The 15699-nt window shown below is 70.3% G+C and carries 14 protein-coding genes; 11 read left to right on the top strand and 3 right to left on the bottom strand.

Translation table 11 applies throughout. The features are described from left to right. Window positions 1-4: 4 nt before the first annotated feature. From ftsZ to BLV72_RS07365, 6 genes are all read left to right on the top strand, one after another. Window positions 5-1240: a cell division protein FtsZ gene (ftsZ, locus tag BLV72_RS07390; protein WP_093461095.1), complete on the top strand. Its 1236-nt coding sequence runs from the start codon at window positions 5-7 to the stop codon at window positions 1238-1240. A gap of 43 nt (window positions 1241-1283) precedes the next feature. After that, complete coding sequence (pgeF, locus tag BLV72_RS07385) at window positions 1284-2024, top strand: peptidoglycan editing factor PgeF (protein WP_093461093.1); 741 nt, start codon at window positions 1284-1286, stop codon at window positions 2022-2024. A 3-nt stretch (window positions 2025-2027) separates the two neighbouring features. Then, complete coding sequence (locus BLV72_RS07380; protein ID WP_093461092.1) at window positions 2028-2747, top strand: YggS family pyridoxal phosphate-dependent enzyme; 720 nt, start codon at window positions 2028-2030, stop codon at window positions 2745-2747. Between the two features lie 123 nt (window positions 2748-2870). Further along, window positions 2871-3491, top strand: a complete 621-nt coding sequence (locus BLV72_RS07375; RefSeq protein ID WP_014060002.1) for a cell division protein SepF — start codon at window positions 2871-2873, stop codon at window positions 3489-3491. Between the two features lie 82 nt (window positions 3492-3573). Next, on the top strand, window positions 3574-3870 hold the full coding sequence (locus BLV72_RS07370) for a YggT family protein (RefSeq protein ID WP_014060001.1): 297 nt from the start codon (window positions 3574-3576) through the stop codon (window positions 3868-3870). A gap of 49 nt (window positions 3871-3919) precedes the next feature. After that, window positions 3920-5128 carry a DivIVA domain-containing protein gene (locus tag BLV72_RS07365; RefSeq protein WP_093461090.1) on the top strand — a complete coding sequence of 403 codons (1209 nt, stop codon included), beginning with the start codon at window positions 3920-3922 and terminating at the stop codon, window positions 5126-5128. Between the two features lie 287 nt (window positions 5129-5415). On the opposite strand, the gene ileS is transcribed toward BLV72_RS07365, so the two are convergent. After that, window positions 5416-8553: an isoleucine--tRNA ligase gene (ileS, locus tag BLV72_RS07360; protein WP_093461089.1), complete on the bottom strand. Its 3138-nt coding sequence runs from the start codon at window positions 8551-8553 to the stop codon at window positions 5416-5418. 598 nt (window positions 8554-9151) lie between these two features. Between ileS and BLV72_RS07355 the strand changes: the two genes are divergently transcribed. The 4 genes from BLV72_RS07355 to BLV72_RS07340 all read left to right on the top strand — a co-directional run bounded on the left by BLV72_RS07355 (window position 9152) and on the right by BLV72_RS07340 (window position 12117). Continuing rightward, window positions 9152-9988 (top strand): TraR/DksA family transcriptional regulator, encoded by an 837-nt coding sequence (locus tag BLV72_RS07355; RefSeq protein ID WP_093461087.1) that lies wholly within the window; start codon window positions 9152-9154, stop codon window positions 9986-9988. A 71-nt stretch (window positions 9989-10059) separates the two neighbouring features. Continuing rightward, entirely contained in the window at window positions 10060-10647 is a 588-nt protein-coding gene (gene lspA / locus BLV72_RS07350) for a signal peptidase II (RefSeq protein WP_093461086.1), read from the top strand. A gap of 67 nt (window positions 10648-10714) precedes the next feature. Continuing rightward, window positions 10715-11656, top strand: a complete 942-nt coding sequence (locus BLV72_RS07345) for an RluA family pseudouridine synthase (RefSeq protein WP_059143467.1) — start codon at window positions 10715-10717, stop codon at window positions 11654-11656. An 8-nt stretch (window positions 11657-11664) separates the two neighbouring features. After that, window positions 11665-12117, top strand: a complete 453-nt coding sequence (locus BLV72_RS07340; protein WP_093470223.1) for a GNAT family N-acetyltransferase — start codon at window positions 11665-11667, stop codon at window positions 12115-12117. A 24-nt stretch (window positions 12118-12141) separates the two neighbouring features. Here BLV72_RS07340 and BLV72_RS07335 read toward each other — a convergent pair whose 3' ends face one another. Then, on the bottom strand, window positions 12142-13296 hold the full coding sequence (locus BLV72_RS07335; protein ID WP_093461083.1) for a mechanosensitive ion channel family protein: 1155 nt from the start codon (window positions 13294-13296) through the stop codon (window positions 12142-12144). A 119-nt stretch (window positions 13297-13415) separates the two neighbouring features. On the opposite strand from BLV72_RS07335, the gene BLV72_RS07330 reads away from it, so the two are divergent. Beyond that, window positions 13416-14006 (top strand): dienelactone hydrolase family protein, encoded by a 591-nt coding sequence (locus BLV72_RS07330; protein WP_093461081.1) that lies wholly within the window; start codon window positions 13416-13418, stop codon window positions 14004-14006. 45 nt (window positions 14007-14051) lie between these two features. Here the strand turns inward: BLV72_RS07330 and BLV72_RS07325 are convergent, their stop codons facing one another. Next, on the bottom strand, window positions 14052-15695 hold the full coding sequence (locus BLV72_RS07325) for an alkaline phosphatase D family protein (RefSeq protein ID WP_208905569.1): 1644 nt from the start codon (window positions 15693-15695) through the stop codon (window positions 14052-14054). Between the last annotated feature and the right edge of the window lie 4 nt (window positions 15696-15699).

The following is a 15699-nucleotide window of genomic DNA, read 5'->3' as shown; positions in this document are numbered from 1 at the left end:
CGACGTGGCAGCACCGCAGAACTACCTCGCAGTCATCAAGGTCGTCGGCATCGGCGGCGGTGGCGTGAATGCCATCAACCGGATGATCGAGGTCGGGCTCAAGGGCGTCGAGTTCATCGCGATCAACACCGATGCGCAGGCCCTGCTGATGAGTGACGCGGACGTCAAACTCGACGTCGGCCGTGAGCTCACCCGGGGCCTTGGAGCCGGCGCCAACCCGGATGTCGGCCGTAAGGCCGCCGAGGACCACCGTGAGGAGATCGAGGAGGTCCTCAAGGGGGCCGACATGGTCTTCGTGACCGCGGGCGAGGGCGGTGGCACGGGCACCGGCGGTGCGCCGGTGGTCGCCAATATCGCGCGTTCGCTGGGCGCCCTGACGATCGGTGTGGTCACCCGCCCGTTCACCTTCGAGGGCCGCCGCCGCGCCAATCAGGCCGAGGACGGCATCGCGGGTCTGCGGGACGAGGTCGATACCCTCATCGTGATCCCGAACGACCGGCTGCTGTCCATTTCGGACCGCCAGGTGAGCGTGCTCGACGCGTTCAAGTCGGCCGACCAGGTGCTGCTGTCGGGTGTTCAGGGCATCACCGATCTGATCACCACCCCGGGTCTGATCAACCTCGACTTCGCGGACGTCAAGTCCGTGATGTCCGAGGCCGGATCGGCGCTCATGGGCATCGGCTCGGCCCGCGGTGACGACCGCGCGGTGGCCGCGGCCGAGATGGCGATCTCCTCGCCGCTGCTGGAGGCGTCCATCGACGGCGCCCGGGGCGTGCTGCTCTCCATCTCCGGCGGTTCCGACCTCGGTCTGTTCGAGATCAACGAGGCCGCCCAGCTGGTGAGCGAGGCCGCCCACCCCGAGGCCAACATCATCTTCGGCGCGGTGATCGACGACGCGCTCGGCGACGAGGTCCGGGTCACCGTGATCGCGGCCGGCTTCGACGGCGGTCAGCCGCCCGCCAAGAACCGCGACAAGGTGCTGGGTTCCTACAGCGGCAGCCGCGAGGAGGGATCGGGCAGCTCCTCGAGCCGCCCGTCCGGCCAGGACAACAGCCGCCCGTCCTTCGGCGGGCTCGGCAGCGTCACCCCGCGCGAGGAGGAGTCCGCCCCGGCGGACCCGGCTCCGGTCGCCGAGGTGCCGCCGCCCCCGGTGCCCAGCCCGCACCCCCAGGTCCCGCCGGCCCGTCCGTACCCGGAGAGCCAGGCCGAGGAGCTGGACGTCCCGGACTTCCTGAAGTGAGCCGTCCGGCATGGCTCGACGGCGACTTTGAAGTGAATCAGACGTGATAGCGCAACAGCACGACGCGAGCGGCGCGCACTTCGCCTTCACCGATCGGTGGGGCGGGGTGAGCGCCGCTCCGTATGACGAGCTCAATCTCGGCGGGGCGGTCGGCGACGACCCCCAGGCCGTACGGACCAACCGCGAACTGGCCGCCAAGGCGGTGGGCCTGGACCCGGCGGCCGTCGTATGGATGAACCAGGTGCACGGCCGGGACGTCGCGGTGGTCGACGGACCGTGGTCGGACGATGAGATTCCGGCGGTGGACGCGGTGGTGACGCGGCGTCCGGGGCTCGCCCTGGCCGTCCTCACCGCCGACTGCACCCCGGTACTGCTGGCCGATCCGGTGGCCGGGGTCGTCGGCGCCGCCCACGCGGGCCGGCCGGGACTGGTCGCCGGAGTGGTCCCGGCGGTGGTCAGGGCGATGACCGAACAGGGCGCCGAGACCGCCCGGATCGTCGCCCGCACCGGCCCCGCGGTCTGCGGCCGCTGCTACGAGGTTCCCGCGGAGATGCGCGCCGATGTCGCGCAGACGGTGCCGGAGGCGTGGGCAGAGACCAGGTGGGGTACCCCGGCGGTGGATGTGGCGGCCGGTGTGCGGGCCCAACTGGCCCGTGCCGGTGTGCGGTTGGACGAGAAGGATGGACAATCTCACATCTGCACCCTGGAGTCGGCGGACCACTTCTCGTACCGGCGCGAGCACACCACGGGGCGGCTCGCGAGCTACGTCTGGTTGGGCGGCTGAGCTGTGACGGATCGCAAGACGGAACTGGCCGCGAATCTGGCCCGGGTGACGGAACGTATCTCTGCCGCCTGTGCCGAGGCCGGTCGCAAGCGCGAAGAGGTGACCCTGATCGTGGTCACCAAGACCTATCCGGCGAGCGATGTCCGTTTGCTCGCGGAACTCGGCGTACGGCATGTCGCCGAGAACCGCGATCAGGAAGCCGCCCCCAAAGCCGCGGAATGCGCGGATCTGCCGTTGATCTGGCACTTTGTCGGGCAATTGCAGACCAATAAGGTGCGTTCCGTATCCAGTTATGCCGATGTGGTGCAATCTGTCGATCGTAAGCGATTGGTCGACGCGCTCTCCCGTGCGGCTGTGGGGGCCGCGCGGGAGATGGGCGTCCTGATTCAGGTCGCGCTCGACGCGGACTCCGATGAACGGGGAGCGCGCGGGGGCGTGGGACCGGGCGGAGTGGAACTGCTCGCGGAGTCCGTCGCCGAGGCCGAAGGACTCCGACTCGACGGACTGATGACCGTCGCCCCGCTGACGGGCCCCTACGAGGGGCGGCCGCGGGCGGCGTTCGACCGGCTGATGGAAATCTCATCCCGCCTGCGCGTGGCTCATCCTGCTGCGAACATGGTCTCGGCGGGGATGAGCTCGGACCTCGAGGAAGCCGTGGCGGCGGGAGCGACACATGTGCGCGTCGGCACTGCGGTACTCGGAGTCCGACCCAGCCTCCGGTAACGTCGCGAAGAAGTCGGACCACAGCAGAAAATATGGTCATTCCCGTCAAAAGACGGGCTGGCCACGTGGATCCATGGCATCCGGTGGCGGAGCCGATCCACCACAGAGCGGAGGACGCAGAGAATGGCCGGCGCGATGCGCAAGATGGCGGTCTACCTCGGCCTCGTGGAGGACGATGGGTACGACGGCCGGGGATTCGACCCCGACGACGACTTCGAGCCCGAGCCGGAGCCCGAACGGGAGCGGGACCGTCGGCGGCATCAGGTAGTGGAGACCGAACCGCGGCCGGAAAGGGGCGAATCTGTGCGAGTCGTCCACCCTCCCGCACAACGTGAACCGGCTCCTCTTGCGGTGGAAACCGGGCGACCCGCGCGAATTGCCCCCGTGGCGTCCATCACACCTGAACGTCAGAACTTGGAGAAGAACGCGCCAGTGATCATGCCCAAGGTTGTGTCCGAGCGGGAGCCGTACCGCATCACCACACTGCACCCCCGGACCTACAACGAGGCCCGTACTATCGGGGAACACTTCCGTGAGGGCACTCCCGTGATCATGAATCTGACGGAGATGGACGACACGGATGCGAAGCGACTTGTCGACTTTGCCGCCGGTCTGGTGTTCGGTCTCCATGGGAGCATTGAGCGGGTGACGCAGAAGGTGTTCCTGTTGTCTCCTGCTAACGTCGATGTCACGGCGGAGGACAAGGCCCGTATCGCAGAGGGCGGGTTCTTCAACCAGAGCTGAGACGCAAAAACGGCAAACCGGCAACACCGAGTCATCCGAGGCCGAAAGGCCGAGTACGAACCAGGGGAGAGGGACGCGCGGGATGGGCATCGCACTACAGGTGATCTACATCGCGCTCTACTGCTACCTGATCGTGCTGATCTTCAGGCTCGTGATGGACTATGTCTTCCAGTTCGCGCGCTCGTGGCAACCCGGTAGGGCGATGGTGGTCATCCTCGAGGCCACCTACACTGTCACCGATCCGCCACTCAAGCTGCTGCGGCGGTTCATTCCGCCGCTGCGTCTCGGGGGTGTGGCGCTCGACCTGTCCTTCTTCGTGCTGATGATCATCGTCTGGATCCTGATCACCGTCGTGAGCAATTTTGCGAGCAGGGTGTGAACGATACGGTCTTGCCGATTGCCGACGACTACGTTGAGGTGAAGTAGAGATGCCGTTGACCCCCGAGGACGTGCGGAACAAGCAGTTCACGACCGTCCGCCTCCGAGAAGGCTATGACGAGGACGAGGTCGATGCCTTCCTCGACGAGGTCGAAGCCGAACTGACCCGGCTGCTACGGGAGAACGAGGACCTGCGTGCCAAGCTGGCCGCGGCGACCCGTGCCGCCGCCCAGAGTCAGCAACAAGGTATGCGCAAGCCTCCCGAACAGCAGGAGAGGCCCGGCGCACCTGTGCCCGCCGCCATATCCGGACCGCAGCCGGTGCCGCCCGGCCAGCAGCAGATGGGTGGTCCGCCCCAACTCCCGGGCGGAGCCCCGCAGCTGCCGGCGGGTCCGATGGGCCAGAACGGCCCCGGACCGATGCAGCAGGGCGGACCCGGTCCGATGCAGCAGGGCGGGCCTGGCCCGATGCAGCAGGGCGGACCCGGCCCCATGGGCCAGAACGGTCCGATGGGCCAGAACGGTCCGATGGGGCAGAACGGCCCCATGGGTCCCGGCGGTCCCATGGGTGGCCCGATGGGCGGTCCCGGTGGTCCTGGCGGCCCCGGTGGCCCGCAGCTGCCCCAGCCGGGCCAGGGCCCGGGCGGCGACAGCGCCGCGCGCGTGCTCTCGCTCGCGCAGCAGACCGCCGACCAGGCGATCGCGGAGGCCCGTTCCGAGGCCAACAAGATCGTCGGCGAGGCCCGTAGCCGCGCCGAGGGCCTGGAGCGGGATGCCCGCGCCAAGGCCGACGCGCTGGAGCGGGACGCGCAGGAGAAGCACCGTGTCGCGATGGGCTCCTTGGAGTCCGCTCGTGCCACGCTCGAGCGCAAGGTCGAGGACCTGCGCGGCTTCGAGCGCGAGTACCGCACGCGGCTGAAGTCGTACCTGGAGAGCCAGCTGCGCCAGCTGGAGAACCAGGCCGACGACTCGCTCGCCCCGCCGCGTACCCCGGCGACCGCCTCGCTGCCGCCGTCCCCGTCGATGAGCGGCTCCATGGCCTCGGCCGGCGCCGGCTCGATGGGCGGCCACACCATGGGTGGCAACCAGACCATGGGCGGCCACAACCAGAACGGCGGAGCGCCGTCCTACGGTGGGCAGCAGCAGATGTCTCCCGCGATGACCCAGCCGATGGCACCGGTGCGGCCGCAGAGTCCGCAGCCGATGCAGCAGGCGCCCAGCCCGATGCGGGGCTTCCTCATCGACGAGGACGACAACTGACGCGGGCCGTCTAGCGCGGAGCGTTCGGCAATCACAAGGGCCGGGCCCCAGGAGCAGACTCCTGGGGCCCGGCCCTTTGCTGTGCGGATGAGGTGCTGGGGGGCTTTCCCCTACCCGCCCCTTCCCGAACCAGGGGCTTCGCCCCTGACCCCGGACGCCCTTCGGGCGTGTCCTCAATCGCCGGACGGGCTGATCTTCAGCCCGTCCGGCGATTGAGGACCGGGGTCCGGGGCGGAGCCCCGGTTACGGGAAGGGGCGGGTAGGGGAACACAACCCCCGCCCGAGCCTTACGCCTTGCGGAGGCGGAAGGTCAGGCCCAGGGGGGCGTCCTCGAAGGGGGTGCCGTACGCGGCGTCGGCCTCGCCCGTGGCGAAGTCGGTCGCGAGGACCTCATCCGCGATCAGCCCCGCGTGATCCGTGAGCGCCTGCCGCAGTTCCTCGTCCGCCGTCTCCCACCGCAGCGCGATCCGGTCGGCCACGTCCAGCCCGCTGTTCTTACGGGCCTCCTGGATCAGCCGGATCGCGTCACGCGCGAGACCCGCGCGGCGCAGCTCCGGGGTGATCTCCAGGTCGAGGGCGACCGTGGCGCCCGCGTCGGAGGCGACCGACCAGCCCTCGCGCGGGGTCTCGGTGATGATGACCTCGTCGGGGGAGAGGGCCACCGTCTCGCCGTCCACCACGACCGACGCGTTCCCCTCGCGCAGCGCGACCGACAGCGCGGCCGCCTCCGCCTCCGCGATCGCCTTGGCGACCGGCTGGGTGCCCTTGCCGAATCGCTTGCCCAGGGCCCGGAAGTTGGCCTTCGCGGTCGTGTCGACCAGCGAGCCGCCGACCTCGCTCAGCGACGCGAGCGAGGAGACGTTCAGCTCCTCCTCGATCTGGGCGCGCAGTTCGGCGCCGAGGGTTTCGAAGCCGGCCGCGGCGACCAGCGCGCGCGAGAGCGGCTGGCGCGTCTTCACACCGGACTCCGCGCGGGTCGCGCGCCCCAGCTCCACCAGGCGCCGCACCAGCGCCATCTGGGCCGAGAGGGCCGGGTCGATCATCGACCGGTCCGGCTCCGGCCAGGTGGTCAGGTGCACGGAGGCGGGGGCCTCCGGGACCACCGGGACGACCAGGTCCTGCCAGACCCGCTCGGTGATGAAGGGCACCAGGGGCGCCATCAGCCGGGTGACCGTCTCGATGACATCGTGCAGGGTGCGCAGCGCGGCGGCGTCGCCCTGCCAGAAGCGGCGGCGGGAGCGGCGCACGTACCAGTTGGACAGATCGTCGACGAAGGCCGACAGCAGCTTTCCGGCGCGCTGGGTGTCGTACGCCTCCAGGGACTCGGTGACCTGCTCGGTGAGCGTGCCCAGTTCGCCCAGCAGCCAGCGGTCCAGCAGCGGCCGCTCGGCCGGGGCCGGGTCGGCCGCGGACGGCGCCCAGCCCGAGGTGCGGGCGTACAGCGCCTGGAAGGCGACCGTGTTCCAGTAGGTGAGCAGCGTCTTGCGCACGACCTCCTGGATGGTGCCGTGGCCCACCCGCCGGGCCGCCCACGGCGAGCCGCCCGCGGCCATGAACCAGCGCACCGCGTCCGCGCCGTGCTGATCCATCAGCGGGATCGGCTGAAGGATGTTGCCCAGGTGCTTGGACATCTTGCGGCCGTCCTCGGCCAGGATGTGACCGAGGCAGACCACGTTCTCGTACGAGGACTTGTCGAAGACGAGCGTGCCGACCGCCATCAGCGTGTAGAACCAGCCGCGGGTCTGGTCGATGGCCTCGGAGATGAACTGCGCGGGGTAGCGGCTCTCGAAGAGCTCCTTGTTCCGGTACGGGTAGCCGTACTGCGCGAACGGCATCGAGCCCGAGTCGTACCAGGCGTCGATGACCTCGGGCACCCGCTCGGCCGTCAGCGAGCAGCCGTCGGCGGTGCAGGTGAAGGTGATGTCGTCGATGTACGGCCGGTGCGGGTCCAGACCGCTCTGGTCGGTGCCGGTCAGCTCGGAGAGCTCGGCGAGGGAGCCGACGCAGGTGAGATGGGACTCGGCGCAGCGCCAGATGGGCAGCGGGGTGCCCCAGTAGCGGTTGCGCGACAGCGCCCAGTCGATGTTGTTATTGAGCCAGTCGCCATAGCGACCGGTCTTGACCGACTCGGGATACCAGTTGGTCTTCTCGTTCTCCCGCAGCAGCGCGTCCTTGATCGCGGTGGTGCGGATGTACCAGGACGGCTGGGCGTAGTAGAGCAGCGCGGTGTGGCAGCGCCAGCAGTGCGGGTAGCTGTGCTCGTACGGCACATGCCGGAACAGCAGCCCGCGCTCCTTGAGGTCCGCCGTGAGCGCCTCGTCGGCCTTCTTGAAGAACTGGCCGCCGATCAGGTCCAGACCCTCTTCGAAGGTGCCGTCGGGCCGGACCGGGTTGACCACCGGCAGACCGTAGGCACGGCAGGTCAGCAGGTCGTCCTCGCCGAAGGCGGGGGACTGGTGGACCAGACCGGTGCCGTCCTCGGTCGTCACATACTCGGCGTTGACGACGTAGTGCGCGTCGGGGATCTCCACCAGCTCGAAGGGGCGCCGATAGGTCCAGCGCTCCATCTCGGCCCCGGTGAAGGACTCCCCGATGACGGCCCAGCCCTCGCCCAGCGCCTGCCCGACCAGCGGCTCGGCGACGACCAGCTTCTCCTCGCCGTCGGTGGCGACCACATAGCGCACCTCCGGATGCGCGGCCACGGCGGTGTTGGAGACCAGGGTCCACGGCGTGGTCGTCCACACCAGCAGCGCCGCCTCGCCCGCCAGCGGGCCCGAGGTCAGCGGGAAGCGGACGAAGACCGAGGGGTCGACGACCGTCTCATAGCCCTGGGCCAGCTCGTGGTCGGAGAGCCCGGTGCCGCAGCGCGGGCACCAGGGGGCGACCCGGTGGTCCTGGACCAGCAGCCCCTTGTTGAAGATCTCCTTCAGGGACCACCACACCGATTCGATATAGCCGGGGTTCATGGTCCAGTACGCGCCGTCGAGGTCGGTCCAGAAGCCCATCCGCGTGGTGAGCTCGGCGAAGGCGTCGGTGTGCCGGGTGACGGACTCCCGGCACTTGGCGTTGAACTCGGCGATGCCGTACGCCTCGATGTCCTTCTTGCCGTTGAAGCCCAGCTCCTTCTCGACCGCCAGCTCGACCGGCAGGCCGTGGCAGTCCCAGCCCGCCTTACGGTCGACGTGGTAGCCGCGCATGGTGCGGAAGCGCGGGAAGACGTCCTTGAAGACGCGGGCCTCGATGTGGTGGGCGCCCGGCATGCCGTTCGCGGTCGGGGGGCCCTCGTAGAAGACCCACTCGGGCCGTCCCTCGGACTGCTCGAGGCTACGGGAGAAGATCTTGTTCTCCCGCCAGAAGTCGAGCACGGCGTGCTCGAGGGCGGGCAGGTCGACCTGGGCGGGCACCTGGCGGTACTGCGGCGTCATCGGGGCTCTTCTTCCTCCGGCGGACACGTGCTCTTCCGTTTCCGTCGGAGGGACGAGAGCCGTGCGCTCCCGCGGTACCACCCTCCTTGACCGGTAGCTGGTCGGCTCCCGGCCCCCTCATTGGGATCGCGATGCCGGTTCTACTGACCCAGTGCGGGCGTTCTTCCGGCGGCTCCGGGGTGATCCTTCACATCGCGCTCGCCCCCGGGCTCACACCGTCCCCGGGTCGCTCTGGGCCGCCTACGACGCTACTCGTCCCCATCCACGCCTCTCGCTGCGCCCCAGTGTACGGGGCCGGGGGGACCGGGGCCGACCGAATACCGCACTGCGCCGAGTGGGGGACGGCCGGCTCCGGGGATTGACCCGAATGGCGATACGCCGGGTGTCGTGGCCGCGGTCGTCACGCTGGGTCACCGGTGGGTGCCGGATTCCGGACGGATTACCGGACGCGGAGTGGGGCACAAAGGTGGGGACCGGGTTGTCGTACGGGCAAGCCGGGCGAATCGGGCGGCGTGCCCCGTTGCCGCCCGCCCGGAGTCGATTTATCGTTCCGGAACGATTCGCGCGCAAGATCACAATATGTGAAGGGGCCGCGGCCATGGTGGCGAGAAAGACCGCCGTGCAGAAGAGCACGGCGAAGGCGACGAAGGCCGCGCCCGGCAAGAAGAGCGCCTCGGGCAAGAAGGCCGTCAACAACAAGACCGCGGCCCCCGCCGGAGCCGCCGCGCAAGGCGCCGCCAAGGCGGCCAAGAAGAGCGCCCCGGGGAAGAACTCGGAGACGCCCACCAGGAAGCACGCATCCGCCAAGACGGTCGCGCCCACCGAGGAGGGCGTGGCCGGGGAGACCGTGGCCGGGGCCACGGCCGGTAAGACCACGGCCAGGAAGGCCGCGCCCGCCGACAAGGCGGTGCCCGCGAAGAAGACGGGAGCCAGGAAAGTGGTTGCGAAGAAGACTCCGGGTGGTGCGCCGACCGACAAGAAGGCCACGACGACGGCACCCCCCTTGCCCAAGGCCCGTGCGGCGGGCGCGCCGGTCGACCCCAGCGAGCTCGCGGTCCGCCCGGGCGAGGACCCCTGGTCCGCCGAGGAGGTGGACGAGGCGCGCGCCGGGCTGCTGACCGAGGCCGGCCGGCTGCGCACCGAGATCCTCGCCTCCGAGCAGGCGATCACCGGGCTGATGCGCGACTCCGGCGACGGTGCCGGTGACGACCAGGCCGACACCGGCACCAAGAACATCACCCGCGAGCACGAGATGGCCCTGGCCGGAAACGCCCGCGAGATGCTGCTGCAGACCGAGCGGGCCCTGGATCGGCTGGATACCGGCACCTACGGGCTGTGCGAGAACTGCGGCAATGCGATCGGCAAGGCCCGGATGCAGGCGTTCCCCAGGGCCACGCTGTGCGTCGAGTGCAAGCAGCGCCAGGAGCGGCGCTGACGCCCGTACGCATGTGCCGTACCCTCGTCCCTCACAGGGGGAGACTGGCCCGGACGAGTTGAGGGACTCACGTGACAGAGGCGGAGCAGGCCATCGGTACGCCGGATGCGGGGAAGGCAGAGGAGGGTGCCGGGACCAGCGCTGCCGGAGCCGATGAGGCCGCGGCGGGCAGGGGGAAGCGGCGCGTCGGCGTGCTCCTTACGGTCGCGGCGCTGGCCTATGTGATCGATCTGGTCAGCAAGCTGGCCGTGGTCGCGAAGCTGGAGCACCACGCTCCGGTCGAGGTGATCGGCACCTGGCTGCAGTTCGAGGTGATCCGCAACCGGGGGGCGGCCTTCGGCTTCGGCGAGGCCATGACCATCGTGTTCACGGTGATCGCGGTCGGCGTCATCGTGGTGATCGCGCGGCTGGCCCGCAAGCTCCACAGTCTGCCCTGGGCCATCGCGCTCGGTCTGCTGCTCGGCGGGGCGTTCGGCAATCTCACCGACCGGATCTTCCGGGCGCCCGGGGACTTCCAGGGGGCGGTCGTGGACTTCATCGCCCCCTCCCACTTCGCGGTCTTCAACCTCGCCGACTCGGCCATCGTCTGCGGCGGCTTCCTGATCGTGATCCTCTCCTTCCGCGGGCTGGACCCGGACGGCACGGTCCACAAGGACTGACCGGCTCCCGGCGGTCGGTATCCGACGGGCGTACGAACCGGTGCTTGCGGTCCGGCATACTCGTCGGGTGAGTACGATTCCCGAGATCCGCACCCTGCCCGTACCGGACGGTCTGGAGGGCGAGCGCGTCGACGCCGCTATCGCCCGCATGTTCGGCTTCTCCCGGACCAAGGCGGCCGAGCTGGCCGCCGCCGGAAAGGTGCAGCTCGACGGCAGCGTCGCCGGGAAGTCCGACCGGGTCTCCGGGGGTGCCTGGCTCGAGGTCGAGATGCCGCAGGCCGCGCCGCCGGTGCGGGTCGTCGCCGAGCCCGTCGAGGGCATGGAGATCGTGCACGACGACGAGGACATCGTGGTCGTCTCCAAGCCGGTCGGCGTCGCCGCCCACCCCAGCCCCGGCTGGACCGGCCCCACCGTGATCGGCGGGCTCGCGGCCGCCGGCTTCCGCGTCTCCACCTCGGGCGCCGCCGAGCGCCAGGGGATCGTGCACCGGCTGGACGTCGGCACCTCCGGGCTCATGGTCGTCGCCAAGTCCGAGCTCGCGTACTCCGTCCTCAAGCAGGCCTTCCGCGAGCGCACCGTGGACAAGCGCTACCACGCGCTGGTCCAGGGCCATCCGGACCCGCTGAGCGGCACCATCGACGCCCCGATCGGGCGCCATCCGCAGCACGACTACAAGTGGGCGGTGACGGCGGACGGCAAGCCGAGCGTCACCCACTACGACCTCATCGAGGCGTTCCGGGCCGCGAGCCTGCTGGACATCAAGCTGGAGACCGGCCGCACCCACCAGATCCGGGTGCATATGGCGGCCCACCGCCACCCCTGCGTCGGCGACCTCACCTACGGCGCGGACCCGACGCTCGCCAAGCGGCTGAAGCTGACCCGGCAGTGGCTGCACGCCATGCGGCTCGGCTTCGAGCACCCCGCGCACGGCCAGTGGGTCGAGTTCGAGAGCGCCTACCCGGACGATCTGCGCGGGGCGCTGGACATCGTGAGGGCCGAGAGCGCGTGATCGAGGTCATGACCGACGGGGACCTGTCCGGCTGCTTCGCGGTCCGCCGGGAGGTCTTCGTGGTGGAGCAGCGGATCCCCGAGGAGGAGGAGATGGACGCGTACGACGCGCACGCCGTCCACCTCCTGGCCACCGACGGTCAGGGCCGCCCGGTGGGCACCGTGCGCTTTCTGCACGGCGCCGCCGCGGACAAGAAGTACGGCCACGCCGGTGTCGACGGCGCCACCACCGCCGTGCTCGGCCGCCTCGCGGTGGCCAAGGCGGCGCGGGGCACGGGGCTGGGGGCCGACCTGGTCCGGGCTGTCGAGGCGGAGGCCCACCGGCGCGGTCTGGCCGAGGTCTATCTGGAGGCCCAGACCCATGCGCTCGGCTTCTACCAGCGGCTGGGCTACGAGGCGTTCGGCCCCGAGTTCGACGAGGGCAGCGGCATCCCGCACCGCGCGATGCGACGGCCGTTGTAGCGGCTTGCCGACGCCCCGCCGCCCTCACCGGGTGCGCGGGGTGTCCTTACGGAGCCCGTCCTCGAAGCGGGCGAGTCGGTCGTGACCGCTGTGGCGGTCGTGGAACTCATGGCCCCGCTCGCGTTCCGGCCGGGCCGGCGGGGGCTGGGCCGCCGGGGCGGTGGCGATGCGCGGCAGAGCGTGGGGATGGGCGTCCCGCAGCCACGTGATGATCTTCTCGCGGACCTCGCAGCGCACGGTCCAGGCGTCGTCCGGGTCCCGCGCCGTGATGAGCGCCCGCACCACGATGGTGCTCGGGGTGGTGTCCGTCACCACCAGGTTCCAGTCCCGGCCGTCCCAGGCCGGGGACTTCTGCACGATCTCGCGCAGCCGCTCCCGCATCTCCTCGATCGGCGCCGTGTGGTCGAGGTGGAAGAGGACGGTGGCCACCTTCTGGGTGCCGCCCCGCGACCAGTTCTCGAACGGCTTGTTGGTGAAGTACGACACCGGCATGGTGATCCGGCGCTCGTCCCAGGTCCGTACGGACAGGAAGGTCAGCGTGATCTCCTCGACCGTGCCCCACTCGCCGTCGACGACCACCGTGTCGCCGATCCGCACCATGTCGCCGAAGGCGATCTGCAGCCCCGCGAAGAGGTTCCCCAGCGTGGACTGGGCGGCGACACCGGCGACCACACCGAGGATCCCGGCGGAGGCCAGCATGGAGGTGCCGACCGTGCGCATCGCCGGGAAGGTCAGCAGCATGGCGGAGACCGCCACCACGCCGACGATCGCGGCCACCACCCGCTGGATCAGCGTCACCTGGGTGCGCACCCGGCGCACCCGCGCGGCGTCGTGCGCGCTGGAGGCGTAGCGGAAGTAGGAGGACTCCACGACGGCCGACGAGACCCGTACCACGAGCCACGCCGTCGCCGCGATCAGCACCAGCGCGAGCAGCCTGCCGATCGCCGACTCATGCTCCTGGACAACCCTCGCCCGCGTCTTGTCGTACGAACCGCTCAGCAGCGCCGTGCACACGGTCACCTGCAGCGGAAGCCGGCAGCGCCGCAGATGGCCCCACAAGGGGGTCTCGGGGTGCCGGGCATCGACCCTCCGCAGCAGCCAGTCGACGGCCCAGCCGATGAACAGCGTGATGGCCAGTGAGCCGCCGATGACGACGAGCGGACGCAGCACGTCCTCCATGGACACCTACCTCATCCTTCCCTCAGGGAGACTCCGGGTGTCCTGTCCCGCCTTCCCCGGATCCGGTGTCCTCAGACCGGGACTGGCACGATGGGAGGGGGCGATCCACGGAAAGGAAAGTGACAGCGGTGGCCGATACCTCGACGATTGTTCTGTTCCACTCCGCGTACGGGCTGCGGCCCGCCGTACAGGAGGTGGCCGATCGACTGCGCGCGGCCGGGCATGAGGTGGTCGTGCCGGACCTGTACGAGGGGCAGACCGCCGAAACCGTCGAGGACGGCATGGTGATCAAGGAGCGGATCGGCCGCGACGAGCTACTGAAACGGGCCATCACCGCCGCCGCGCCGTACTCGGACCGCGGGCTGGTCTACGCCGGTTTCTCGCTCGGCGGCGCCCTGGCGCAGAACCTTGCGCTGGCCGACGACAAGGCGCGCGGACTGCTTCTGCTGCACGGCACTTCGGACATCGCCGACGACACCACGGTCGATGAGCTGCCGGTGCAGCTCCATGTGGCCGACCCCGACCCGTTCGAGCCACACGACTGGCTCAATGCCTGGTATCTGCGGATGCGGCGGGCCGGCGCCGATGTGGAGGTCTTCCGCTACGCCGGGGCCGGCCACATCTTCACCGACCCCGAGCTCCCGGACTACGACAAGGAGGCCGCCGAGGCCACCTGGCGGGTGGCGCTCGGCTTCCTGGCCGACCTCTGAGCCCGTGCACCGTCCGAGCCCGTGAACCGTCGGTGAACCGGTGCGTCAGCGCACGGGTGCGTCGGCGCGCTCGACCCGCTGGCTGCCCGCCTGGGTGCGGTACGACCGCGCCCATGCGGTCGTGGCGTTGCGATCGGTCTTGTCGGAGATGGTGTAGTAGTCCATCTGGGCCCGCTGGGGTGTGACATCGAGCACGCCGTAGCCGTGCGAGTCCATGTCCACCCACTTCACATGGCGGTTGGCGGCCCGGATCGCGGCGGCCGCGGCCAAGGACACCGTCTGCGGTGCCACATGGAGCAGATCGTCGAGGTTGTCCGAGGTCACCGAGGTGACCACGAACTCGGTCGCGGCCGACCGGGAGAGCGGATAGGTGGCGGCCTTCACCGGTACGTCGTTGGCCCACGCCATATGGATGTCACCGGTGAGGAAGACCGTGTTGCCGATCGCGTGGTCGGTGAGGTGGGCGAGCAGCTCGCGCCGGTCGTCCGTATAGCCGTCCCATTGGTCGGTGTTGATGGCCAGGCCGCCCTTGGGCAGCCCCAGCAGCTCGGCGAGGGGGCCCAGCAGCTCGGCGGGGAGGGCCCCGAAGGCGACCGGTGAGATCATCACCGAGTTGCCCACCAGCCGCCAGGTGGTGTCCGAGGCGGTCAGGCCCGACTTCAGCCAGTCGAGCTGGGCGCGGCCGGTCAGGGTGCGCTCCGGGTCGTCCACGTCGCCGCTGCCGGTGGCCGCCTGCTGGGAGCGGAACGAGCGCAGATCGAGCAGATGGAGATCGGCGAGGGTGCCGTAGCGCAGCCGCCGGTAGGAGGTGCCCTGAGTGGAGGGGCGCACCGGCATCCACTCGAAGTACGCCTGCTCGGCGGCGGCCACCCGCTGGGCCCACGCCCCCTCGGTGCCGGGGGTGTGGTTCTCCGCCCCGCCGGACCAGGCGTCGTTGGCGAACTCGTGGTCGTCCCATATCGCGATCACGGGGAGCGCGGCGTGCAGTGCCTGGGCGTCGGGGTCGGTCTTGTAGTTCCCGTGCCGGACGCGGTAGTCGGCGAGCGTGACGATCTCATGGGTGGGGGCGTGCGGGCGGACGACGTCCTTCGCCTCCGGGTATTCGCCGCTCTTGTACTCGTAGATGTAGTCGCCGAGATGGAGCACCGCGTCCAGGTCGGTACGGGCGGCCAGATGGCGGTACGGGGAGAACCAGCCCGCCTCCCAGTTGGCGCAGGAGACCACGCCGAAGCGGACCCCGTCGGCCGCGGCGTCGTGCGCGGGGGTGGTGCGGGTGCGCCCGACGGGGGAGCGGACGCCGCCGTCCACACCGAAGCGGTAGAAGTAGTCGGTGGCGGGGCGCAGCCCACGCACATCGGCCTTGACGGTGTGGTCGGTGCCGGCGGCGGCCTTGACGGTGCCGCGGGCGACGACCGAGCGGAAGTCCCGGTCCTCGGCGACCTCCCAGGTCACCTCGATGGCCGGGCCGAGCCCCGAACCGGGAACGGCGTCGGGGGCGGGCGTGATACGGGTCCACAGCAGGATCCCGTCGGGCAGCGGGTCACCCGAGGCGATGCCGTGCAGAAAGGCGGGCCCGGAGCCGGCGTGGGCGGCGGGTCCGGGGACGAGGGGCAGCAGGGCGGCGGCAGCCGCCGCGGCCGTGACGGCGCTGCGGCGCGAGATGTGGAGGTCGGTCACGGCCGAGGACATTACT

It is taken from the genome of Streptomyces melanosporofaciens (genome assembly GCF_900105695.1).
Lineage (GTDB): Bacteria > Actinomycetota > Actinomycetes > Streptomycetales > Streptomycetaceae > Streptomyces > Streptomyces antimycoticus.
The sequence above is the reverse complement of the archived record's forward strand: the minus strand, read 5'-3'. Positions and strand labels throughout refer to the sequence as shown.